The organism is Paenisporosarcina sp. P4_D4 (assembly GCF_056401835.1).
This window is the reverse complement of sequence record NZ_JBFUIO010000038.1, coordinates 1-25,040: the sequence shown is the minus strand read 5'-3', so window position 1 is coordinate 25,040 and position 25,040 is coordinate 1. Positions and strand designations below refer to the sequence as shown.

The window sequence follows — 25,040 nt, the reverse complement described above, 5'->3', positions numbered from 1 at the left end:
ATGTCGTATTGCCTGTCATTTTAGCAACCATTGGGTATTACCTTTTACGTCCTTTACTGCGGCTTTTGATACGGTTGAAAATACCGAAAATCTGGGGCATTCTTATTATTTTCTTAGGGTTAATCGGCCTCATCACCTTATTAATCTTACTTGTGTTTCCGTTCCTAAAAACGCAGTTAACGAATTTGATTCAAGATTTCCCTGGATACTTCAAGGAACTTGTCATATCTATTGATGCCTTTCTTAAAACATCAATCTTTTCGAGTTACTATGCTAATCTTGAATTTGATGTAAATATAATACTGCAGCAACTACCTGAGGATATTGGAAATACCCTCCAGGATGCTGTGGGTGGAGTTGCTAGTGGGATTGGGAAAGTAATCTCCACTTTGACAGGTTTAATATTGGCGATTGTAACCGTGCCATTTATTTTGTTTTACTTGTTGAAAGACGGCGAAAAGTTACCGCAATATATTCTGAATTTATTGCCTCCACGCATGAGAGAAGATACACGTCAGGTAATGAAAGATGCAGACAAACAAATCAGTGCATATATTCAAGGACAAATTTTGATCGCGATGTGCATTGGATTTATGGTGTTCATCGGTTTCGTTATTATTGGTATGGACTATGCTTTGCTTCTAGGGGTTTTAGCCATGATTACTAGTGTAGTGCCCTATTTAGGACCGATTATTGCAATCGCACCAGCAGCTGTGATTGCTATCGTAACTTCCCCATTCATGCTGTTTAAATTGGCTATTGTGTGGACAGTCGTACAATTAGTAGAAGGGAAGTTTATTTCTCCTCAGATTATGGGTAAATCACTACATATACATCCAATTACCATTATTTTTGTTTTATTGACTGCGGGTTCATTGTTTGGAGTTCCAGGCGTAATTTTAGGGATTCCAGGGTATGCTTTACTTAAAGTATTGGTCACGCATATTTATAAGTTATTTAAGCGTAGATACAATCGACATGAAACAGAGCTTGATCATCATTATTGATAATGGACATGAGATAAGTGAATCAATTGGAATGGATGGAATGGTTTCTATGACAGGGAGGAAGACATGATGTTGAAAAAGTTTTTGTCTACAATCGGTATTGGTTCAATGAAAGTAGATACTGTTGTAGACAAACCTGAAATTGCGCACGGAGAATCACTATCAGGTAAAATTTATATTAATGGTGGTCAAAGCGAACAAGTTATTGAGTTCATTAAACTAGAAGTATTGTTGAGAAAAGAAGGGCATCGGGAAGACAGTGATTTTGATGTAACTGAAGAGTGTGTGGCGAAACACACCATTGAAATGGTAGGCTCAGTAAAATCAAAAGAAACCCGTATGGTGCCTTTTGAATTGATGCCAGATGAACGCTGGGTGTTAACAGATGATACCGCAAAAATGTATTTACGCACATCAGTACATATCATTAATGCGGTGGATGTGCAGGATGAAGATGAAATTGTTTACGGTAAAGATTTAGGTTAAGAAGTAAGCCATTCCCAACAAACAGGGGATGGTTTTTCTTATGTGTAATAGCTGTGGAATACAAACATATTCATTGTAAGTTACTTGAGTTTAACAAGTATTGTATTATTGTTGTAAAATGCAAGTATATTACATTGTATTAATTTGCATAATGCAAGTGTATAACAAATCAGTGTTTTCAAGGAAAAGAGCGTTTATTATTCATGGAAATTATATTGGTAAGGTCAATTAATTGAAGTGTTAAATGAAAAAAGAGAGAATKGGAAAGTGTAAAATATGTAGACACTGGAGGAATAACAAAAATGAAAAATAACTTGCAAGCATGTACAACTTTACATAATGGAATCAAAATGCCTTGGTTCGGATTAGGCGYTTTTAAAGTTGAAGAAGGAATAGAGGTAATAGAAGCTGTGAAGACTGCTATCTTAAAGGGATACCGCAGCATTGATACTGCTGCAGTGTATCAAAATGAAGAAGGAGTGGGTGAAGGAATCCGTCAGGGAATGATAGAAACCGGTATTTCACGGGAAGAATTATTTATCACTTCTAAAGTGTGGAATGCAGATTTCGGATATGAAACTACTTTGGACGCTTATGAAACAAGCCTAAAAAAATTAGGCTTGGATTACTTAGATCTATACTTAATTCACTGGCCAGTAGAGGGAAAGTATAAAGATACTTGGCGAGCACTTGAAACTATCTATACTGAAAACCGTGTAAAAGCAATTGGAGTAAGTAATTTCCATATTCATCACCTAAAAGATGTAATGAAAGATGCAACAATCGTTCCGATGGTCAATCAAGTTGAATACCATCCTAAATTGACTCAGGAAGACCTGCGTGCATTTTGCCAACAAAACAATATTCAACTTGAAGCTTGGTCACCCCTTATGCAAGGGCAATTACTTGATGATGTGAAACTTAAAGAAATTGCTGAGACACATGGAAAATCCGTGGCACAAATCATCTTGCGTTGGGATCTTCAAAATGATGTTGTGACCATTCCAAAATCAATCAATGAACATCGTATTGTTGAAAATGCATCTATATTTGACTTTGAGCTTTCGGCAGAAGAAATGGAGAAAATTTCTTCACTCAATGAAAACAATCGTGTAGGTCCAGATCCAGATAACTTTGATTTTTAATAGTACTTATCACACCGCTCACTTAATTGAGCGGTGTTTTTTGTCTCTTAAATTCTTGGGCATTCCTCACACCACTTTTCTTGCTGCACATATCCTATAGAACATCTTGAAGTAGGGATACCCTCTTCAAACAAAAGGATGCAAGAAAGGAGAAGAAATCTGATGGGTGTTGAATTAACAGCGTTGCATTGGATTTATGTCGTTTTTATCTTTTTAATCATCGGCTTTATGGTGATGAGACGTGATACAACCATTGTAAGTATCGTCGGTATTTTTCTAATTGCCATTACTGCCACTGGATCATTGAGTGGCTCAATCAGTAGTATTTTTAACAGCTTCATTTTCGCGATTACAGAATTATTGCCAACGATACTTGTTATCTCAATCATTGTCGCGATGAGTAAAGTTCTGACAACGACCGGAATCAATGATGTGATGATTTCACCGTTTTCGAAACTCATTAAGACCCCTGCATTGGCATATTGGACAATCGGAATCTTAATGATGGTCATTTCATGGTTTTTCTGGCCGTCTCCAGCTGTAGCTTTGATGGGCGCTGTATTACTTCCAATCGCACTTCGAGTAGGCTTGCCTGCACTTGGGGTTGCTATGGCAATGAACTTATTCGGGCACGGAATTGCGTTATCAGGTGATTTCATTATTCAAGGAGCACCAAAACTGACCGCGGATGCTGCGGGGCTTCCAGTTGGTGATGTCATCAGTGCAAGTATTCCCCTAGTTATTGTGATGGGGCTCGTGACCACCATTACCGCGTTTTATTTCTTGAAACGAGACTTAAAATCCGGATTGTTAACGGCAACTACAGGAATATCAGCCATGCCGACAACGGAACCGACTGAACATCAATTAACGTTGCTATCCGCAGGACAAAAGCGCTTCTTTGCACTCCTGATCCCTGTCCTGTTTGCACTTGACGTGATTGCGATGTCCATTCTTGATTTACAGGGTGGCGATGCAACCGCATTGATAGGTGGTACATCTGTTTTCATCCTCTTATTCATTACAATGGTCAGCCATAAAAATAAAGGGCTTGAAAAAGCTACAAGTTACTTTATCGAAGGTTTCCAATTCGGTTTTAAAGTGTTCGGTGCAGTCATTCCGATTGCTGCATTCTTTTATCTGGGAGATGCAGGGTTCAATAAAATAATCGGTGAACTATTGCCGAAGACTTCACATGGCATCGTCAACGACCTTGGTGTAGCTCTTGCATCACTCGTTCCGTTAAGTAAAGAAGTCGGAGCAGTTACTTTGACGATTGTTGGCGCAATAACTGGCTTGGATGGCTCGGGGTTCTCGGGTATTTCTCTGGTAGGTTCTGTTGCCACTATCTTTGCTAATGCAATCGGTGCCGGTGCAGCTACTTTGACCGCTCTTGGTCAAATTGCAGCCATATGGGTTGGTGGAGGGACGTTGGTTCCATGGGCTCTTATTCCAGCGGCAGCTATCTGTGGTGTCGATCCATTTGAACTTGCGAGAAGAAACCTTCTTCCAGTGACAATCGGGTTGGTTGTTACAACAATCGTAGCCATGTTTTTAATATAATCTATGATATCCGGACCCTCTGAAATTGGAGGGTCTTTATTTTTTGATAACCTGGACGTTGTTCTCCAAACTGTTGTTTCTATTAAATGCTAAAATACTATATAGATACGTTAGTGACACGGAGGTTTTCAAATGATTAAAAGATTAGTGATTACAGGTTATAAACAGCACGAGATTGGTGTTTTCGACGATAAACATCCAGGCGTAGGTTTTATAAAGAAGGCATTAGAAAATCGTCTTCTTGAACTAATTGACGATGGACTGGAATGGGTTATTGTCAGCGGGCAGTTAGGGGTCGAAACGTGGGCAGCGCAATTGGTTATTGATTTGAAGCAATCATTCCCGCATTTAAAATACGCAGTCATTACGCCTTTTCTTGAGCAAGAAAAGAACTGGAATGACAGCAAAAAAGAAATGTATCAAACGATTTGTTCAAATGCTGATTTTCAAACAAGTGTGACGAAAAAACCTTATGAAGGACCTTGGCAATTTATCGAAAAGAATAAATTCATAATACGAAATTCTGACGGTCTACTGATCATTTATGATGAGGAAAATGAAGGTTCACCAAAGTTTATGAAAGAACTGGCCATGAAATATGCAGAACGTCATGACTATCAAATCATTACAATAACAGCTGACGACTTACAGTTAGTAGCGACAGAAGAACAACAAAACCAGTGGTCAGAATAAATATACCTAACATTCTAAATAAAATAATTTTTCTTGTTGTCATAAATGAATTAATAGTAAACTATTTATGAGTAGACGTAATCAAATGATTAAAAATTCTTAGATTGCGATTTGAAAATAATAGGGGATGTTTAGGATGGTAACAAAATTTGAAGAATTTGCGTATACACGACCTGAATTCGAACAGATTGAAACGCAGTTTAATGAAGCATTAACTGAGTTTAATGACGCCGAAACTGTTGAAGTACAAAGTGAAGTAATGAAGCAAATCAATGATATCAGAAACCATGTGGGAACGATGATGAACATTGTCTACATCAGAAATTCAATTGACACGAATGACGAGTTTTACAAAGCGGAACGGGACTACTTCGATGAACTAAGTCCAAAAGTAGATGATTTAATTACAAAATATTATAAGTCACTGGTGAGCTCATCTTTCCGTAACGAGTTGGAAGAAAAGTGGGGCACTCAATTATTYGCCATTGCGGAAGCACAGATTAAATCTTTTTCTTCTGAAGTCATTCCAATGATGCAAAAAGAGAATAAACTCTCATCAGAATATCAACAATTGATTGCGTCTGCCAAAATCAATTTTGAAAATGAAGAGCGTACCTTGGCACAGATGCAGCCATTCACTGAATCTACAGACCGTGACATGAGGAAACGGGCAAAAGACGCCTACTTTAGCTTTTTCGCAGAAAACGAGCAGCAACTCGATCGGATTTTTGATGATTTGGTAAAAGTTCGAACGGAAATTGCCCGTACATTAGGATACAAAAACTTTGTGGAACTGGGCTATTATCGTATGATTCGCACAGATTATGACGCGAAAATGGTCATGAACTTCCGTGATCAGGTCAAGGATTTCATTGTTCCGTTGGCATCCAAGTTAAAAGAACGTCAGCAGGAACGCATCGGAGTAGATGATTTCAAATACTACGATGAATCAATCAATTACAAAACCGGAAATGCCACACCAAAAGGTTCACCGGAGTGGATCATAGATGGTGGCAAAAAAATGTATGATGAATTGTCGAAGGAAACAAGTGAATTCTTTGATTTCATGATAGACAATAACTTGATGGATCTTGTCGCGAAAAAAGGGAAAGCAAGCGGTGGGTACTGTTCGTATATCGAAGATTACAAAGCACCTTTCATCTTTTCTAACTTTAACGGCACATCTGGAGATATCGATGTTCTCACACATGAAGCGGGACATGCATTCCAAGTGTATTCAAGTCGTCATTTTGAAATCCCTGAATATAATTGGCCAACATACGAAGCATGTGAAATTCATTCTATGAGTATGGAATTTCTTACTTGGCCTTGGATGGAAAACTTCTTTAAGGAGGATACGGATAAATACAAATTCTCCCATTTAAGCAGTTCGCTTGAATTCTTGCCATATGGGGTAGCTGTGGATGAATTCCAACACTTTGTTTATGAAAATCCGGAGGCATCGCCAGCTGAACGTAAAAAGGCTTGGAGTGAGCTTGAGGAAAAATATTTGCCACACCGTGATTATGACGGTAATGACTACTTAAACAGAGGTGGGTTCTGGCAACGACAAGGCCATATTTATCAAAGTCCGTTCTATTACATTGATTATACATTGGCTCAAATCTGTGCATTCCAGTTCTTCAAACGAACGTTAGAAGACCGTGAGCAAGCTTGGGCAGATTATGTACACTTATGTAAAATTGGAGGAAGCCTGTCGTTTACAGGGCTTGTAAAAGAAGCCAACTTGATTTCACCATTCGAAGATGGTTGCGTTGAATCCGTAATCGGACCAATTGAACAATGGTTAAATTCAATTGACGATAAAGCACTTTAAGGGCTGTTTAATGATGTGCGCAAATGTACGATAAGCAACCAACAACATCGATTAACAAAGCTAGAAAAGAGACAATGCCTCGCCAAATTTGGCGAGGCTTTTTATTTTGTCTTCATTTTAATATTTTCTATTATTAACCCTATACTTGGAACGGGGTTAGGAATTGCGATGAAAGATGAAGGAGTATTCCATTTGGAATTTTCTGAAATTATTATTGACATCTAACTCTTTCGCCATTAATCTAAAGTAAGTATTACAGAATTATAGTAAAACGTATATAAAGTGTTATATATAAAGTGAAATGTTTTTTTAATGTGCTATTAAAGAACGAACGATAATGTAGGGGGAAATGATAATGGCTCATGATCGGGAAATGTATGACGTAACGATTATTGGGGGAGGACCCATCGGTTTATTCTCTGCCTTTTACGCTGGACTCCGTAATATGTCCTGCAAAATTATTGAAAGCCTCCCGCAACTTGGAGGGCAATTGTCTGCATTGTATCCAGAAAAATATATTTACGATGTTGCCGGTTTTCCAAAAATATCTGCGCAAAAACTTGTTGATAACTTACTAGAACAAATGGGTCAATTTGAACAAACGATCTGTTTGAATCAAGAGGTGGAGGCACTTGAAAGACAAGCCGATGGCACATTTAAGCTTATAACGAGTAAAGGCATCCATTATTCAAAAACCATATTGATAACAGCAGGTAATGGAGCATTCCATCCGAAGAAACTGGATTTGGAAGATACATTGAAATTTGRAGAAAGCAATCTTCATTATTTGATCAATGATTTACAACAATTTGCCGGGAAAAAAGTACATGTTTTTGGTGGGGGAGATTCTGCAGTTGACTGGGCACTCATGCTGGAGCCAATTGCACAGAAAGTATCCATTGCTCACCGTCGCGATAAATTCCGAGCACATGAAAACACTGTGGAAAAGATGAAAAACTCCTCTGTAACAGTGCTGACTCCTTTCGTCCCTGCAGAGTTAAGTGGAGAAGACCGCATTACACAGGTTGTATTGAAAGAAGTAAAAAGCAACGAAACAACTATCATTGATGTAGATGCTGTACTTGTCAATTATGGTTTTGTATCATCACTTGGTCCCATCAAGAACTGGGGCATGACTCTTGAGAAAAACAGCATTGTCGTAAATTCAAGAATGGAAACTGGCATTCCTGGCATTTTCGCTGCAGGAGATATTTGCACATATGAAGGCAAAGTAAAACTGATTGCTTCAGGTTTTGGAGAGGCTCCAACAGCAATTAGCAATGCAAAAGTTTATATTGATCCATCTTCAAAAGTTCAGCCACTTCATAGTACGTCAGTTATGGAAAAGGTGATTTCTGAAACTGCAGAATTGGTAAAATAATAAACATATAAAATAGGCATTCAATTCAATGTAACAAAGTAGTTAATTAACGTATATATAACGTTATGGGAAAGATCAACTACGCATATCTTTAGATAAGGAGGGTTCAATATGACAAATGTAAACACCCCAAATGAAGAAAAACAGTATGCACATTTTATGAAACGAATTGAAGCTGGTGACAAAATTGAAGCGGATGACTGGATGCCAGAAGAATATAGACAGACACTCATAAAGCTAATTTCGATGCACGGCATGAGCGAAATCATGGGAGCTTTACCTGAAAAAGAATGGGTACCTAAAGCTCCTTCTTTGAACCGGAAACTCGGTATTATGGCTAAGGTACAGGACGAGATGGGGCATGGGCAGCTTCTGCTTCGTGTAACGGAGGACTTACTGGCACCATATAACAAAACCCGTGCAGACTTAATGCAGGATCTATTTAATGGAGATTTGAAGTTTCATAATGTTTTTCATATGGAAACGAAAACATGGGCGGATGCAGGGATTATTGGGTGGCTAGTTGACGGTGCCGCGATTATTACCCAAACAGATATGCTCAAAGCTTCATATGGTCCGTACGCAAGAGCACTGCAACGAATCTGTGCAGAAGAAGTATTTCATGCTCAACATGGTGAATCCATCATCTTAGCGTTAGCTGAAGGAACAGATGAACAAAAAGCGATGGTTCAGGAGGCACTGAATCGTTGGTGGGAACCACTTCTTATGTTCTTCGGGCCAGCTAGTAAGGAAACGACCGGTTCATCCAAACAAGATTTAACAATTAAATATAAAATCCGGACAAAAACAAATGAAGAATTCAGGCAAATCTTTTTTGATAAATATATGCCACGAATTCTTTCACTGGGATTGACCATACCGGATCCGACCTTCCATTTCGACAAAGATAGCAATTTATGGTCCTATCAGCAGCCGGATTGGAATGAATTTAAGAAAATCATTAAAAATCAAGGGCAACGTTCGGAAGCACGACTGAATTTACGACGACATTCTTATGAATATAATTCATGGGTACGGGATGCACTCAGTGCGAATATAAGTTAATGAAAGGAGTCAGGTGAAGTGGGAGAAGAGAAAACATTTTATCAGGAATATGAAATTTTTAGCAAACGAACACCGAGCTCAGCTTTCCAGCACCAATTCAGTTTACTGGCTCCGAATGAAGATATGGCGCTAATTTTAGCGCAGGAAAACTTTATGCGACGTGAGCCTGTTGCTGACATTTGGATCGTCAACCGTAAGCACATTAAACGAATGAATGCTGAAGAAAAATTGACACTTAACCGGCTGGAAAACAAAGAGTACCGCACGACCAAAGGGTATGGTTATTTGAAAAAGAAATGGCGTCAATATGAACAGGAAATGCTGGATGAAAAAGAAATCTTGTCATGGGGAGGCGATAGAAAATGAACAATGCTGACTCAGTGATGAGCCCGGAATATACAGAAGCGGTAAAAAGTTTGTTATTCCAGTTGGCTGATGATGACTTTTTATACTCGTTTCGTGGATCGGAATGGTTAGGACTTGCTCCTCATATCGAAGCGGACATCGCTTATTCTTCAATCAGCCAGGATACGATGGGGCATGCTGCAATGTATTACTCACTTCTTGAAAATCTGGGTGCAGGAAAAGCTGATGCTCTGGCTCATTTTCGCCTGGTAGCGGATAGAAAAAACAGTATTTTAACAGAACGCGTGAACGGGCAAGGATATTATTTGGAAACTCCCCATTATGATTGGGCATATGCGGTTGCACGAAGTTATTTATATACACAAGCGAAAAAAGTGAAAATCGACTCTTTATGCGAAAGCTCCTACCAACCTCTTGCGGAAGTAGCTGTAAAAGTGAGAATGGAACTTTATTATCACCGCCTGCACTGGGATACGTGGTTCAAGCAATTGATGAATTCTACAGATGTAGCAAAAAAGAAAATGAATGATGCAATCTCCCGTGTGATGGATGATTTCGGAGATGTTTTCTCTTACGGCGATCAAAAACAAGCAATCGAATCTAGTGGGCTTATCGGCAGTGAGGAAAAATTGAAACAAAAATGGCAAATAAGCATCGAACCAATGATGCTAGCGGTGCACATGCAAATGTTGAAAATTCCTGATCATCCAATTAAAAACGGACGAAATGGACAACACACAAAAGATCTGGAGGAGGCTCTAACAACTCTTTCAGAAGTTTACAAGCTCGATACAGCCGCCGTCTGGTAAAAGATCGGGAAAGGAGGAGGCAACATGACTGCATTTACAGAAGTGTCGGTTGAGCGGATTTATGAAGCTCTGCTGAACGTGAAAGATCCAGAAATAGACACGGTCAGCATCTTTGATCTCGGCATGATCGGTGAAGTTACAACGGATGGAAATCATGTGAAAGTTGTTCTTCTGCCAACCTTTTTAGGTTGTCCCGCACTAGAAATTATCAAGAAAAATACCATAAGTGCTATAAAAGAATTACTAGATGTCGGTGAAGTTGAAGTGGAATTCGCATTACATCCACCATGGACATCAGATCGTATCACAGAAAAAGGGCATAAGAATTTAAGGGCGTTTGGAATTGCACCACCTCCGCGTCATTTTAAAGAAGATGGAAGTTGGCATGTTGATTGCGCCTATTGCGGGTCCACCTACGTGACCATGGACAATATCTTTGGACCAACCGCATGTCGAAGTATTCTATATTGCAAGAGTTGCAAAAACGTATTTGAGGCCATGAAACCGGTCTCTACCAACATGTAAAGTGAGGAGAAAATAATGGCTAAATTAATCGCATTATACAAACATCCTGAAAACAAAGAGGCTTTCGATGATCATTACTTCAATGTCCATGGTCCGCTGACAGCAAAAATTCCTGGTCTGCGCGAAATGAAAGTGACCAAATTCACTGGTTCTCCAATGGGTGGAGAAAGCAAATATTACCTTATGTGCGAGATGATTTACGATGATGTGGAATCAATGCAACAAGGTATGCGTTCTGCTGAAGGTAAAGCTTCCGGTAAAGACCTAATGGGGTTTGCTGGGAATCTAGTATCCTTGATGATTGGTGAAGATGCGTAATGAACGCGTTTGAATTCATTGAAACTTCCATTGAAGGAAACGTGGCGTTAATCGAACTGAATCGTCCACGTCAGTTGAATTCCCTGAACCGGAAAATGGTAAGGGAACTGGTCGATGCGATGGAAGGTTTTGATCGAGATGACCAGGTGCGCGTGATGGTGTTGGCTGGTAAGGGCCGAGCTTTTTCGGCAGGAGCGGACATCGACGAAATGACGAATGATGATTCAATCAGTTTGGAACTGCTGAATCAATTTGCCGATTGGGATCGGTTGGCCCTCATTAAGAAGCCGATTATTGGTGCTGTAAAAGGATTTGTTTTCGGCGGAGGATTCGAGCTTGCACTATGTTGTGACGTTCTAATTACAGCCAGTGGGACAGAGTTTTCATTCCCTGAAGTAGGTCTTGGTGTCATGCCCGGAGCAGGTGGAACACAGCGCTTGACGAAACTTGCCGGACGGACAAAAGCTTTGGAGTGGCTATGGACGGGCGAGCGTATTTCAGCGAATGAAGCTTTAAAATATGGAGTCATTAATAAAATCGTAGCACCAGAACTTCTAATGGAAGAGTGTATGAAGTTCGCAAACAAACTTGCCAAGCAACCGCCTCTTTCCTTACGTCTTATCAAAGATTCTGTAAACAAGGCAGTTGATTCTTCCTTATTTGAAGGCATGCAGTATGAACGGAAAAACTTCTATCTGCTGTTCTCAACTCAGGACCAAAAAGAAGGCATGAATGCGTTTGTTGAAAAGAGAAAACCCGATTATAAAGGGAAATAAGGAGTGTGTTGGATGATTGAGACGATCCGTTACGACGTCAAGGACGGTATTGCATGGCTCTATTTAAATAGACCGGACAGTTTGAACGCATTTGTCGCTCAAATGAACCGTGAAGTAAAAGACGCAATCAAAACTGCATCTAACGATGAACAAGTTCGCTGCATTGTCATTTCAGGCGAAGGACGGGCATTTTGTTCTGGACAGGATTTATCGGAAGTCGATGAAAGTATGGATCACGGTCAAGTCTTGCGTGACCATTATGGGCCGATGATGAAGCAAATCAGGCAGTGTGAAAAACCACTTATCGCAGCTGTAAATGGAGTTGCGGCGGGAGCTGGATTCAGTTTAGCACTTGCTTGTGATTTCAGGCTTGTCTCAGAGCGCGCAAGTTTTATTAATGCGTTTATCCATGTTGGTCTCATTCCCGATTCAGGGAATCTCTATTATTTAACACGCCTGGTGGGTGAAGCGAAGGCTATAGAACTTTCAATATTGGGTGAAAAAGTGAAAGCAGAAGATGCATTTAATATGGGACTGGCAACACAACTTATCTCAGCGGAAAGTTGGGAAGAAGATGTAACTGCTTTTGCAAAACGCATTGCCTCTTTACCGACGAAAGCAGTCGGATTGATTAAACGGTATTTGAAAGCGGTTCCAGAACTTTCGTTTGAAGATTACCTTGAACATGAAGCTCAAGGGCAACGGATAGCAGGACTTACAAAAGATCACCGTGAAGGTGTCAATGCATTTATGGAAAAACGAAAACCTGTCTTTTCAGGACAATAGGGGGAGTAATGACATGGCAACGATCAAAGAAAATCAACTTGAGCAAGAATCAATGAAACGTGATTTTTATCATTTAATTATTAATGGTGAAAAAGTGAACAGTAGCAATGGTGATACGATTAAAACTTTCAATCCGGCTACTGGTGAATTGATTGCGGAAGTGGCAAAAGCTTCTAAAGAAGACGCTGAAAAAGCAGTTGAAGCGGCACGTAATTCTTTTGACCATGGAAAGTGGAAGCTCTATCCGATTGGCCGCCGTGCGCAGGTATTGAATAAAATTGCAGGAATCATGCGCTCTCGTTTCAATGAGCTGGTGGAATTGGAAATGCTTGATACTGGTAAATCGCTTCATGCAGCACAAGGGCAAGTGTCTCAAGCCATCGAAGATTTTGAGTTTTACGCAGGCGCAATCGTTGGGCATCGCGGAACAGTAAATAACGTACCGGGTCAATTCCACAACTATACGGAGAAAGAGCCCGTTGGAGTTTGCGCTCAAATCATTCCCTGGAACTATCCGTTAATGATGGCAGCATGGAAAATCGCACCTGCAATAGCTGTAGGATGTTCAGTAATTGTCAAACCGGCATCTCTTACTCCACTTACTGCAATAATCCTTGGAGAAATCTGTCTCGAAGCAGGGGTTCCTGCAGGTGTAGTGAACGTGATTCCAGGTTCGGGAGCGGAAGTCGGAAACTTCTTAGTGGGGCATCCACGAGTAAATAAAGTTGCGTTTACAGGTTCTACACCAATCGGGAAAGACATTATGGGTAAAGCTTCTGAAACGTTAAAACGCGTGACATTAGAGCTTGGCGGTAAATCTCCAAGTCTAGTATTTGAAGATGCAGATATTGATGCTGCGGTTGATGGTTCATTATTTGGCATATTCTATAATTCGGGCCAATCATGTGAGGCACGTTCTCGTTTATACGTCCATGAAGACATTTACGATGAATTCATGAACAAGTTTGTAGAAAAAGCGAAGAAATTACAGATGGGCAATCCGTTTGATAAAGGTACACACGTGGGAGCAATTATTGATCAAGCACAACTTGAAACAATTGATGGCTATGTCCAATCCGCTAAAAAAGAAGGAGCGGAAATCCTTGTCGGAGGAAATATCGCGAAACCAGTAGGCTATGAAAATGGTTTCTGGTATGAGCCGACAATCATCGCAAACGTTAACCACGACATGAAGGCTGTAACAGATGAAATCTTCGGACCAGTTGTCGTTGTGATGAAATTCAAAGATGAAAAAGAAGCGATCCGCCTAGCAAACGATACTGAGTTCGGATTAGGTTCGGCTGTCTGGTCTAAAGATGGAGCACGTGCTACTCGCGTTGCCAATCAGATTCAAGCTGGAATCGTTATGGTCAACTGTCCGTTCTCTGCCTTCCCTGGAACGCCTTTTGGTGGCTATAAACAATCCGGATTTGGGCGCGAACTATGCATAGAAACATTGGACCTTTATACAGAAACGAAAAGTATTTTATCGTACTATGGTAGCCGTCCTTTAAATCCGTTCGGTCTATAAAATCTTTTAAATGACGGACAGGGAGTTATCCAACCCCCTGTCCGTATTCTTTCACCTCAAAAGGAGGAATATCTCGTGATTAATCGTATTGTTGTCGTCGGTTCAGGTTTGATGGGCAGAGGAATTGCTTATGTTGGCGCAGTTGGTGGTTTTGACGTAACTGTAGTCGACATACATGAACATGCATTGGAAAATGCAAAAAAGGAAATTGAACGGATGTTTGAAAAAGGGATAGCGCTTGGAAAAATAACTTCTGATCATGCTTCAAATGCATTGCGGAACTTAAGTTTTCAACCTGACTTACCCGAAGCTGCACGAGAAGCGGATTTGATTATTGAAKCGGTTCCTGAAGAGATAGCTATAAAAAAACGAGTGTTTGAAACAATGGAAGAACACGCACCTGCTCATTGTTATTTCGCGACGAATACGTCAACGATGAGTCCGACAGAAATTGCTTCATTTGCAAAACGACCTGATAAAACGATAGCGATGCATTTTTTCAATCCTGTACATAAAATGCCGCTTGTTGAAATTGTCCGTGGCTTGGAAACGAGTGATGAAACTGCCAAAACAATCAAAGAAGTTGCAGAAAAGATGGGCAAAGAAACGGTTGTTATCAATGAATTCCCGGGATTTGTTACTAGTAGGATCAGTGCCCTTGTTGGTAACGAAGCCTTCTACATGCTTCAGGAAGGACTTGGYACACCTGAAGAAATTGATAAAGCAATTAAGCTCGGCTTAAATTATCCAATGGGTCCATTCGAACTTGTAGATTTGGTAGGACTCGACACTCGCCTAAACAACTTAAACTATTTACATGCAAAGCTCGGGGAGAAATACCGCCCGGCACCGCTCCTTGAACAATATGTCAAAGCGGGTCGTCTCGGACGAAAAACCGGCAAGGGTGTATACGACTATACAATAGAAGAAGAGTGGGTCAAGAAATGAGAGAAGTGGTCATCGTAGACGCAGTAAGAACACCTATTGGAAGATATAACGGTGCATTAAAAGATGTGCGACCTGATGACTTGGGAGCAGTCGTGATCAAGGCATTGATTGAGCGTAATCCAAGTCTGGTAACTTCACAAATTGAAGAAGTTGTTTTAGGGAATGCCAATCAGGCAGGAGAAGATAACCGCAATGTTGCACGTATGTCTGCATTATTAGCAGGACTTCCGGTTGAAGTGGCAGGCACCACGATAAATCGTCTGTGCGGTTCAGGTCTTGATGCTGTTATGTATGCTGCGAGAGCCATTGCAGTGGGAGATGGAGATGTTTACATCGCTGGTGGAACTGAAAGCATGACGCGCGCACCATTAGTCATAGCAAAACCAACTCAAGCATTCCCCAGAGGCAATATGGAATTGCAGGATACAACAATTGGTTGGCGCTTTACCAATAGTAAGTTAAAAGAGATGTACGGAACGGACTCGATGCCCGAGACTGCGGAAAATGTAGCGCAGCGGTTCAAAATTACACGAGCGAGTCAGGATCAATTTGCTTTTGAAAGCCAGCAACGAGCTAAAAAAGCATTGGAAGAAAACCGTTTTGCTGATGAAATTGTTCCGGTTGTTTATGTGGACCGAAAAGGAAATAACGTAATGGTGAATAAGGATGAGCATCCTCGTCCGGATACTACTTTTGAGAAACTCAGTCAACTGAAACCGATTTTTAAAGATGGTACGGTTACGGCAGGGAACGCTTCAGGGGTCAATGACGGTGCGTCTGCTTTGTTGCTGATGAGTGCAGAAAAAGCGAAAGAATTGAACTTAACACCTCTGGCGAAATACGTGGCCGGTGCTACAGCTGGCCTCGAACCAAATGTGATGGGGCTAGGTCCTATTTATGCGACGAGAAAAGTATTGGAACGAACCGGTCTGACTGCAAATGATATTGGATTGGTTGAATTAAATGAAGCCTTTGCCTCACAATCGCTTGAGTGTATAAAGCAATTAGAGCTGGACGATAAAAAAGTGAATGTTAATGGTGGTGCGATTGCATTTGGTCACCCTCTTGGTGCCAGTGGCGCAAGAATATTAACCACACTTTTATATGAAATGAAAAGAGAGAACGTTCAATATGGCCTGGCTACGATGTGTATCGGAGTCGGTCAGGGAATCGCAGCAATTATCGAGAATATATCGGAATAAGTTCAAATGTCCAAACAAGGCTGCCCCTCAGTTATAAAAATGTCAACATTTCACAGGGAAAACTGGGTATTCACAAGCATTTACTTATAATGCTAATAGTTCTGTAACGACTTCCGAGATTGAATAAAGCAAGACTTGAATGATTTAAAACTGCTGCACTTATTATTTGGAGGGAGGAGCAGTATGTCAACTGTTCTATATAGAAAAGAAAACCATATCGGGTATGTGACCATTAATAGAGAACAAGCTTTGAACTGCTTTAATTTCGAAACGCTTCAGGAACTGCAATCGGTGACAGATTCAATCTCTCTTGATCCAGATGTACGTGTTGTTATTTTCACTGGAGCTGGGGATAAAGCATTCAGTGCCGGAGCAGATTTAAAAGAACGCAAGACGCTGACTGAAACCGAAGTTCGAAGAAATGTGAGAGCTATTAGAGATGTATTTAATAGCATCGCAAATCTTCCTCAGCCCACGATTGCTGCCGTAAATGGCTATGCTTTTGGTGGGGGGTTTGAATTGATGATTGCCTGTGATTTTTCAATTGCAGCACAAGATGTTCAGATGGGATTAACTGAAACAAGCTGGGCCATCATCCCAGGTGCAGGGGGTACTCAACGACTTCCAAGACTAGTAGGAGAAATGAAAGCAAAAGAACTGATTTTCACGGCTAGAAAGTTCACAGCTGAGGAAGGTGTCGAACTTGGCATCGTATTAAAAGTCGTAGAGAAAAAACAGTTGCTAGAAACTTGCGAGCAGTTTGCTTTAAATATGATGAAAAATGGTCCTGTTGCGATTAAACAGGCAAAGTACGCTATTTCAACTGGAATGAATACAGACTTGCAGACAGGATTAGCTATTGAGTCGAAAGCTTATGAGTTGGTGATTCCGACTACTGATCGTATCGAAGCATTAAACGCATTTAGTGAAAAACGTCGTCCAATATTCACTGGGATTTAATGTTCATTTTTGTAATATAACGATATAATGAAAAATGGAATAAATCTTGATATATGTTGAATAGCAAAAAAGAAAGAGTGAAATGAATTGGCAAACACACAATCCATGATTTTTACAATTTATGGTGATTACATCCGGCATTACGGAAACAAAATATGGATTGGTAGTTTAATTCGCCTTTTAAAAGAATTTGGACATAATGAACAATCCGTGCGCGTAGCGGTTTCCAGAATGATGAAGCAAGGATGGATTGAGTCTGAAAAAAAAGGCAATAAGAGTTATTATTTCTTGACCCCACGTGGTGAAGCCCGAATGGAAGAAGCGGCAGTCCGCATATTCAAATTAACACCAGACGAGTGGGATGGAAAATGGCRTATGCTGATGTATACGATTCCTGAAGAAAAGAGACAGATTCGCGATGAACTTCGTAAAGAACTGTTATGGAGCGGGTTTGGCAGCTTTTCAAACGGTTGCTGGATTTCACCGAACAATCTTGAAAAAGAAGTGAGTCTTCTAATTGAAAAGTATGAGATTCAAGATTATGCAGATTTCTTCGTGTCCTCATATAAAGGACCGCAAGCAGATCGATCACTTGTCGAAAAAAGCTGGCCCCTTCAAGAGATAGAAATGAAATATCAGGAATTCATTTCGACCTACAGCAAACAGTTCATCGTACATCAAAGCATGATGAGCAAAGGCCAGATGTCGGATGCCGAATGTTTTGTGGAACGCACGAAGCTTGTTCATGAATACCGAAAATTTCTCTTCGCAGATCCTGGACTTCCAAAAGAGTTGCTTCCGGAAATATGGAATGGTCATCATGCGGCACTGTTGTTCGAACAATACTATAAGTTGCTTGCTCAATCAGCAAGTCAATTCTTCGAAGAGGTATTCCAAGAAGACAATGATATGCGGTGGAAAGACAAATCATATGATGCGGATGACCATCCTTTAATGAGTGAGTGAGTCAAAAGGAATTTTTAATTAACAAATTAGAAACATCGCTGACCAATGAAACCATTCATCTCAAACAATAAATATGTAATAAAGATCACCAACAAATTATAAATTGATTTGTTGGTCATTTTTTATTTATATGAAAACGAAATAATAGCCATTGTGTGGAGCTTGATTAGTTGAAGAATATAAAAAACAGGATAACTAATCAACTATGTAGAATGTTCATGTAAAACCAAAATTAGGTTAMTAAAGTTTAACAATTAATGGGGGTTACATATTGAACGAGAAAACGACGAGATTAGCTTTAACAGGGGCAATTGTAGTTTTAAGCATTTCCATTCTTTATTCATCATTTCAAATTTCAGGAGCAATAAGAGATACTTCAACCAATGGAACAACTAAGGATGAAGAGCAAAATAGATATGAATTAATTTCACCAAACGACAGCAATATTATTATTTTTGATAAACAAAGTGGAGAATATTGGAGAAAATTTATTGAAACTAACGAAGGGCCTACCGAATGGGAAAAACAGATATCTCCACTCGTTAAATAATCAATTTAAATCAGTGAGCTGCATAGTCAGCTCTTTTTCTAATCCAACTTACTAACATAAAACAACATATAGAGCAGTTAACAAAACTGAAGGAGATTTTGTAATGAACCATCATAAATTGATAATTATTCAGTACAACGCCAAATATGCTGAACAAACAGTGGATATGTGGCGAGATAGTAAGGAACAGGCTATTGGTCAGAAAGAAATTCACAGCTTTGAAAATCACGTATATTTTTTAAATCATATATTACCTGAACAGTTTCAAATAGATTTAGCGTTAATTGATGAAAAAGTAGTTGGAATGATTGTCTATAATGAAATGGAAATAAGCCAATTATATATTCATATAGATTACCAAGGAATTGGTATAGGTCATTCATTACTAGATAAAGTAAAAGCACAATCAAGTGGGAGATTAACATTATACACATTTGAAGTAAATGAGAATGCACAACGATTTTATGAAAAACATGGATTTGAAATCATCGGCAGAGGACATGAAAATGAAGAAAATTTACCTGATATTCAATATGAATGGATATCTAAAAAAATGCTGTAATCGGTTCCCCTTTTAGGGGGGCTTATGGTCGTCGTACAGTTCTCACMTAAATAATGCTAGGTGGATACCTTGTCGTTTCGGAGGACCGAGCATAAAATGTCGATGCTGTAACTGAAGAAGAATTTAAACATAATTACGAGGAATTTAATACGAAAACACAATTGTTTTAAAGTTCGGAGGGACTCATCCTTATATAACTCCCATGAAAATAATAATCTAAATGATGACGATAATAATGGATGATTGAATGCTTGAATCAGGTGTTATTAAGGTGAAAATACGGTTCATTACTTTATTGGTATGTTAAAATAACTAAAACAAGGTAAAAAAATATGTTATCAATCCGTGTAATTTAAGTAAGGGGAAATTTGATGAAAGAGACATTAAACGAGAAAATTAAAAAGAAAACAATCGCAAAGCAAAAAAACAATAATCTTAAAATTATTTTGMGAGCATTATTGGTCATTATTGGGGGCTTTATTACTGCATATGGACTAGAAGCGGTATTAATCCCGAACAACGTCTCAGATGGTGGTGTGACTGGCCTAAGTATTGTTGGGTCAGAATTATTCGATTTGCCTTTAGGAGCACTTATTGCAATACTGAATCTCCCGTTCGTATTTTTAGGTTATAAGCAAATCGGTAAGCGTTTTGCTATTTACTCAGTAATCGGGATAGCATCCTTAGCAGTTGGCACGATCCTTATGCACGGAGTATCAACCATCATTCATGGCGATACTTTGTTAGTAACCGTTGTCGGCGGGATTATAATAGGTTTCGGTATGGGTTTAGCATTACGAAATGGTGGCGCCTTAGATGGAATTGATATGTTAGCCGTATTACTATCCAGAAAATTACCTTTTGGAACAAGCGATCTTATCTTATTTTTAAACGTCTTTGTCTTTATTGTTGTTTCGTTAGTTTTCGGTTTTCAAGGGGCTATCTTATCGGCAATCGCTTACTTTATTGCTTCTAAAGTTATTCACATTGTTGAAGAAGGTTTAAGTGGTTCTAAAACCTTTAAAATTATTACGAATCAACCCGAAATCATGGTAGAGACAATTCGTGACCGCTTAGGCCGTGGAGCCACATATAGCATTGTTGAAGGCGGCTACTCAAATGAGCAATTTAAAGAAATCACTTGTGTAATTAACCGCTTGGAAGAAAGTAAAATGAAAGAAATCATACAGGAAATTGACGTCAATGCATTTGTAACGATATATGAAGTGGTGGAAGTTAGTGGCGGTAGGTTCAAAAAGAAAGATATTCATTAATCTTCTTTGAATCACTGACAAAGTATATTCTTGGGAAGATATTATATATAAACGTTAAGACAGACGCTGATTAAATTTCAGCGTTTTTTTATGTTTATCGTTCACAGAATATTCTTTAATTTTAATTATTGAATGGATATTTTTGGTATAATATAAATGAAGGAGATGGCTGAGTTGAAAAAGTATTTACTGATTGGTTTGGCAGTATTATTGACTGCGTGTTCACCAGAGGTTACTTCGAATGAAATGCAAACGATTACAGACAAAGGCACAAAACCAGAAGTCGAATTGGTAGAACCTCTTGAAAATTCATTATTATTGGAATGGGATTACGACAATATGGATAGAGGTGACCACGATTATGAAACATTGGCTCATCCCCGTTTAGTCGTTGATCCTGATGACAAGGAAATTAAACGCGGAGATGTTATTTACTTCAAATCACCCGACTTCACTATAGAAAGCAATCCGGACTTCAATATGCCTGAGTATTACATTTCAAGAGTAGTTGGGCTAGAGGGCGAAACCGTAGAGATTAAGAACGGTCAAGTATTTATTGATGGCAAGAAACTAGATACTTTTTATTCTAAAGCGATGAGTAGAGGTCAGAATGCAGAAGAATTTTTCAAAGAATCCGCCCCTGCTAATAGAAGTGACGATGAATCTTGGAAAGAATACTTTGCAACTACTATGGAGCCTGTAAAAGTTGAAGCGAACACTGTATTTGTCTTGGGAGATAACTGGTGGAGAAGTACCGATAGTAAAGATTTTGGAGTCTTGCCGATTGAAAATGTGAAAGGAAAGGTTTTAGGTTACAAGATGTGATATGTGGAATACAAAATGTATTTTTGAAGAAAAAGTATTGAAACTTTACTGTCTAATTAAATGGGGATAATTAGATGAAGAAAACAGGGTTCTATTGAGATGATACACCTCTCAATAGAACCCGTTAGAAAAATACGGTGCAGATAGCTGATCATTTTTAATGTGAAGCGGAATCAGTTACCTGTTGGCAGCCCAGTTTTTACTTATTCAGTTTCTTTGCTTTGAAGAATTTCTCGGTAGTCGTATCCTTTTTGAACATACGTATCAATGGAAAGCTGGATAATTTCAAAGTCTTTATCGCTTAGTTCCCTAACTACTTTTCCTGGCGATCCCACAACTAATGAACGCGGTGGAAATTTTTTGCCGGGAGGAATTAATGTATTGGCACCGATGATGCATTCTTCCCCGATTTCAGCATGATCCAGTATGGTGGAACCCATGCCGATGATCGAACGTTTTCCAATTTTACAGCCGTGTAAGATGACATTATGGCCAACTGTTACTTCGTCTTCAACTATAACAGGTGCATCTTCATACAAATGAATCGTAGAATTGTCCTGAATACTGCATCTTTTTCCAATCGAAATAAGTCCTTCATCTCCACGTAAAACGGCGTTGAACCAAATAGTCGATTCTTCCCCTACCATTACTTCTCCGATAATTTTAGCTCCAGGTGCAACGAATACCGTTGAAGCTAGTTTAGGTGTATTTCCTTTAAATGAAATAATCAACACTATTACCCCCAATTCAAATTCACGCAATTGTCTTTCAACTACAATTACTATAACATATTCTAGTAGAGGTGAATGGAAAATGAAATATGTTTGTGAGATGTTGCAAATTGACTACCCAATTATACAGGGGGGGATGGGGAATATAAGCAATGCCCCGTTAACTTCTGCTGTGTCCGAAGCTGGTGGATTAGGAACGATCGGGTGTGGAACGATGACACCTGACGAAGTGGAACAAATTATCCTTCAAACGAAACAACAGACGAAACGAAACTTCGCGATCAACATCGCCATTAATGTCTCTCCATATACAAAAGAATTAATTGAGCTCGTTATTAAACATGGCATTCCGATTGTTTCTTTATCAGCTGGAAACCCAGTTCCTTTTATTCAGACTTTACATGAGCATGGTGTGAAAGTGATTGTTCTTGTTGCTTCCGTTAAACATGCACAAAAAGCGGAAGCGGCAGGTGCCGATCTTCTAGTGGCGGAAGGATTTGAAGCTGCGGGTATCAATTCCAATCTTGAATTGACGACATTCACACTCATTCCTCAGATTGTGAAAAATGTCCAACTCCCCGTTATTGCAGCTGGTGGTATCGGAGACGGTAAAGGACTCGCGGCTGCACTGATGCTGGGGGCGAGCGGTGTTCAAATTGGAACACGATTGATTGCCACCAAAGAAGCACCATTCCACGACAACTATAAGAACAGTTTAGTGAATGCGAGTGATACAGCAACAATTATTGTAGGACGCAGTGTAGGAAGACTGAGAAGAATCTTGAAGACACCTTATTCACAAAAACTGGACGAACATGAACAACAAGGCATGACCTTAGCACAATACGGTGAAATGACTACCGAAAAGCATCACGTCAAAGGTGCAATGGATGGCGATTTGGAAAACGGTTTTATCAATAGCGGTCAGATAGCTGGTTTGATTGACCATATCCCGAGTGTCAAGGAATTGGTAGAGTGCATGTTGGATGAAGCAAACCATCAAATCAACCGAACTTCAAAAGAATTGAATCAAATGCTTAATAGAAAATATGAATAATGGGAACACATCGTATTTGTTATTTGTTCTAGTATTTCTCACAGGTCCAGATGAATCATGAGTGGTATACCGTAAATCAAAAGCCCTTCCAAGTCGCTAAACAAAGGAAGGGCTCTTTCTTTATCTAATTGTTCCTTTAACATTATAAAACTACATACAATAAGCACTTGTTGAACGAATTGAAAATGCAAAAGATGACTTGTCAAAAGTAAGTATCTATTAATTCCAAAAATATAGAGTTTTCCGATTATTGTATTGACTATAATATTACATTTTGATAATATTACGTTGAAATAGTGTTATACGATGAAATGCATCATACAATGGATTAAAGAAATAAATGAATATAAAAGTCGATAATTTTATTATGTAAAGTAAAGTGAATGTTTACATCTTTGGCTTAAGAGGGGGATTGATGGATGGAAACTGCAAAAAGCATTCCATTGTCGGGCGAATTTGAACTCTTTGAAAGGATGGTAGAGCATGAACAAGTAGTTTTTTGTAATGATCCATCAACCGGTCTCCGTGCGATTATTGCCATCCATAACACAACGGTAGGACCCGCTTTAGGGGGATGCCGGATGCATCCATATCGAAGCGTCGAAGAGGCACTCGAAGATGCCCTCAGWTTATCCAAAGGAATGAGCTATAAATGTGCGGCTGCAGGTGTGGATTTTGGTGGAGGAAAAGCCGTTATTATCGGGGATCCGAAATCAGATAAATCACCTGAGTTGTTTCGGGCATTCGGTCAATTTATTAATTCATTAGGTGGCAGATTTTATACTGGGACGGATATGGGTACGACCATGGAAGATTTCATACACGCTTCAAAAGAGACACATTACATTGTAGGTCTACCAGTGGCATATGGAGGTGGGGGCGATTCCTCTGTTCCTACGGCAGCGGGTGTTCTTTACGGCATAAAAGCAACGAATCAATCACTTTTTGGCAAGCCAGACTTGGGAGGAAGAACATACGCCATTCAAGGTTTAGGAAAAGTAGGATCTAAAGTTGCCATCGGTTTACTTAAAGAAGGGGCTCATCTCTATGTTACCGATATTAGTCATGAAAGTCTGAGAATAATAGAAGAATTAGCCTCAACTACACCGGGAACAGTGAAGGTTGTTGGAAGTGAAGATATCTATTCACAGGAAGCGGATGTATTTGTCCCTTGTGCACTTGGAGGAATCATTAACGATCAGACAATTGATCAGTTCCAGGTGAAAGCAATAGCAGGATCTGCTAACAATCAATTGCTAAATGAAACGCATGGCAGAAGACTTCAGCAAAAGGGCATTCTGTACGCACCAGATTATATTATCAATTCAGGCGGACTGATTCAGGTGGCTGATGAATTGTATGGCATTAATCACTCAAGAGTCCTTGCTAAGACAAGGCATATCTATGATGCCATTTTAGAAGTATACGAGATGGCTATAAAAAATGGGATTTCGACGATGGAAGCTGCAAATATGATGTGTGACAAGAGAATTGAAAACAAAAGGAATAGAAATGGCTTTTTCACTACAGCCATGAAACCAAAGTGGGCTTTCCACAAATGATTTTTAACATCTCCTTGTAAGCGTTTACATTTAGGTTTTGTTTATTTGAAAATCTTGCTGGAGTATAAACTTTTTTCTATTAATCTACGAATTCGTTCATAACATGTACATAAAC

The 25,040-nt window shown here is 39.4% G+C and carries 26 protein-coding genes; 25 read left to right on the top strand and 1 reads right to left on the bottom strand.

The annotated features are described in order from the left end of the window. The 23 genes from AC1DSL_RS10335 to lepB all read left to right on the top strand — a co-directional run. Positions 1–1,007: AI-2E family transporter (locus AC1DSL_RS10335; protein WP_477532096.1), on the top strand; the 1,007-nt coding region annotated here is incomplete at its 5' end. Positions 1,008–1,076: 69 nt separating this feature from the next. Continuing rightward, complete coding sequence (locus tag AC1DSL_RS10330; RefSeq protein WP_196930496.1) at positions 1,077–1,493, top strand: sporulation protein; 417 nt, start codon at positions 1,077–1,079, stop codon at positions 1,491–1,493. Between the two features lie 302 nt (positions 1,494–1,795). Beyond that, a complete protein-coding gene (locus AC1DSL_RS10325) occupies positions 1,796–2,638 on the top strand; it encodes an aldo/keto reductase (protein WP_477532095.1) in 843 nt (280 codons plus the stop codon). Between the two features lie 162 nt (positions 2,639–2,800). Further along, complete coding sequence (locus AC1DSL_RS10320; protein WP_477532094.1) at positions 2,801–4,201, top strand: hypothetical protein; 1,401 nt, start codon at positions 2,801–2,803, stop codon at positions 4,199–4,201. Between the two features lie 132 nt (positions 4,202–4,333). After that, positions 4,334–4,894, top strand: a complete 561-nt coding sequence (locus AC1DSL_RS10315; RefSeq protein ID WP_016427288.1) for an SLOG family protein — start codon at positions 4,334–4,336, stop codon at positions 4,892–4,894. A 136-nt stretch (positions 4,895–5,030) separates the two neighbouring features. Continuing rightward, a complete protein-coding gene (locus AC1DSL_RS10310) occupies positions 5,031–6,731 on the top strand; it encodes a M3 family oligoendopeptidase (RefSeq protein ID WP_477532093.1) in 1,701 nt (566 codons plus the stop codon). A 355-nt stretch (positions 6,732–7,086) separates the two neighbouring features. Continuing rightward, complete coding sequence (locus tag AC1DSL_RS10305) at positions 7,087–8,112, top strand: NAD(P)/FAD-dependent oxidoreductase (RefSeq protein WP_477532092.1); 1,026 nt, start codon at positions 7,087–7,089, stop codon at positions 8,110–8,112. A gap of 111 nt (positions 8,113–8,223) precedes the next feature. After that, complete coding sequence (paaA, locus tag AC1DSL_RS10300; protein WP_477532091.1) at positions 8,224–9,177, top strand: 1,2-phenylacetyl-CoA epoxidase subunit PaaA; 954 nt, start codon at positions 8,224–8,226, stop codon at positions 9,175–9,177. 18 nt (positions 9,178–9,195) lie between these two features. Further along, on the top strand, positions 9,196–9,543 hold the full coding sequence (paaB, locus tag AC1DSL_RS10295) for a 1,2-phenylacetyl-CoA epoxidase subunit PaaB (RefSeq protein ID WP_342541632.1): 348 nt from the start codon (positions 9,196–9,198) through the stop codon (positions 9,541–9,543). Next, complete coding sequence (paaC, locus tag AC1DSL_RS10290; RefSeq protein WP_477532090.1) at positions 9,540–10,352, top strand: 1,2-phenylacetyl-CoA epoxidase subunit PaaC; 813 nt, start codon at positions 9,540–9,542, stop codon at positions 10,350–10,352. The genes paaB and paaC overlap by 4 nt, the downstream gene beginning before the upstream one ends. 24 nt (positions 10,353–10,376) lie before the next feature. After that, positions 10,377–10,877 carry a 1,2-phenylacetyl-CoA epoxidase subunit PaaD gene (paaD, locus tag AC1DSL_RS10285; protein ID WP_342541630.1) on the top strand — a complete coding sequence of 167 codons (501 nt, stop codon included), beginning with the start codon at positions 10,377–10,379 and terminating at the stop codon, positions 10,875–10,877. A gap of 15 nt (positions 10,878–10,892) precedes the next feature. After that, positions 10,893–11,195, top strand: coding sequence for an EthD family reductase (locus AC1DSL_RS10280; protein ID WP_477532089.1), 303 nt, complete (start codon positions 10,893–10,895; stop codon positions 11,193–11,195). After that, entirely contained in the window at positions 11,195–11,971 is a 777-nt protein-coding gene (locus AC1DSL_RS10275; RefSeq protein WP_477532088.1) for an enoyl-CoA hydratase/isomerase family protein, read from the top strand. Before AC1DSL_RS10280 ends, AC1DSL_RS10275 begins: the two co-directional genes overlap by 1 nt. 12 nt (positions 11,972–11,983) lie before the next feature. Further along, positions 11,984–12,757 (top strand): enoyl-CoA hydratase-related protein, encoded by a 774-nt coding sequence (locus AC1DSL_RS10270; RefSeq protein WP_477532087.1) that lies wholly within the window; start codon positions 11,984–11,986, stop codon positions 12,755–12,757. Between the two features lie 13 nt (positions 12,758–12,770). Beyond that, a complete protein-coding gene (locus tag AC1DSL_RS10265) occupies positions 12,771–14,288 on the top strand; it encodes an aldehyde dehydrogenase family protein (protein ID WP_477532086.1) in 1,518 nt (505 codons plus the stop codon). Positions 14,289–14,363: 75 nt separating this feature from the next. Then, on the top strand, positions 14,364–15,236 hold the full coding sequence (locus tag AC1DSL_RS10260; RefSeq protein WP_477532085.1) for a 3-hydroxyacyl-CoA dehydrogenase: 873 nt from the start codon (positions 14,364–14,366) through the stop codon (positions 15,234–15,236). Continuing rightward, complete coding sequence (locus tag AC1DSL_RS10255; RefSeq protein WP_477532084.1) at positions 15,233–16,438, top strand: acetyl-CoA C-acyltransferase; 1,206 nt, start codon at positions 15,233–15,235, stop codon at positions 16,436–16,438. Before AC1DSL_RS10260 ends, AC1DSL_RS10255 begins: the two co-directional genes overlap by 4 nt. A gap of 183 nt (positions 16,439–16,621) precedes the next feature. Further along, positions 16,622–17,398 (top strand): enoyl-CoA hydratase-related protein, encoded by a 777-nt coding sequence (locus AC1DSL_RS10250; RefSeq protein WP_477532083.1) that lies wholly within the window; start codon positions 16,622–16,624, stop codon positions 17,396–17,398. 105 nt (positions 17,399–17,503) lie between these two features. After that, positions 17,504–18,364: a phenylacetic acid degradation operon negative regulatory protein PaaX gene (gene paaX, locus AC1DSL_RS10245; protein ID WP_477532097.1), complete on the top strand. Its 861-nt coding sequence runs from the start codon at positions 17,504–17,506 to the stop codon at positions 18,362–18,364. A 271-nt stretch (positions 18,365–18,635) separates the two neighbouring features. Beyond that, positions 18,636–18,914 carry a hypothetical protein gene (locus AC1DSL_RS10240; protein ID WP_477532082.1) on the top strand — a complete coding sequence of 93 codons (279 nt, stop codon included), beginning with the start codon at positions 18,636–18,638 and terminating at the stop codon, positions 18,912–18,914. Between the two features lie 103 nt (positions 18,915–19,017). Beyond that, a complete protein-coding gene (locus AC1DSL_RS10235) occupies positions 19,018–19,476 on the top strand; it encodes a GNAT family N-acetyltransferase (protein ID WP_477532081.1) in 459 nt (152 codons plus the stop codon). Positions 19,477–19,847: 371 nt separating this feature from the next. Further along, positions 19,848–20,750 carry a YitT family protein gene (locus AC1DSL_RS10230; protein ID WP_477532080.1) on the top strand — a complete coding sequence of 301 codons (903 nt, stop codon included), beginning with the start codon at positions 19,848–19,850 and terminating at the stop codon, positions 20,748–20,750. A 174-nt stretch (positions 20,751–20,924) separates the two neighbouring features. Next, a complete protein-coding gene (gene lepB, locus AC1DSL_RS10225) occupies positions 20,925–21,575 on the top strand; it encodes a signal peptidase I (protein ID WP_477532079.1) in 651 nt (216 codons plus the stop codon). A 203-nt stretch (positions 21,576–21,778) separates the two neighbouring features. On the opposite strand, the gene AC1DSL_RS10220 is transcribed toward lepB, so the two are convergent. Beyond that, positions 21,779–22,306 carry a gamma carbonic anhydrase family protein gene (locus AC1DSL_RS10220; protein WP_477532078.1) on the bottom strand — a complete coding sequence of 176 codons (528 nt, stop codon included), beginning with the start codon at positions 22,304–22,306 and terminating at the stop codon, positions 21,779–21,781. Positions 22,307–22,388: 82 nt separating this feature from the next. Here AC1DSL_RS10220 and AC1DSL_RS10215 point away from each other — a divergent pair, with 82 nt between their 5' ends. Both AC1DSL_RS10215 and AC1DSL_RS10210 read left to right on the top strand, forming a co-directional pair. Next, positions 22,389–23,363, top strand: a complete 975-nt coding sequence (locus AC1DSL_RS10215; RefSeq protein ID WP_477532077.1) for an NAD(P)H-dependent flavin oxidoreductase — start codon at positions 22,389–22,391, stop codon at positions 23,361–23,363. Positions 23,364–23,782: 419 nt separating this feature from the next. Further along, on the top strand, positions 23,783–24,925 hold the full coding sequence (locus AC1DSL_RS10210) for a Leu/Phe/Val dehydrogenase (RefSeq protein WP_477532076.1): 1,143 nt from the start codon (positions 23,783–23,785) through the stop codon (positions 24,923–24,925). Positions 24,926–25,040: the final 115 nt, after the last annotated feature.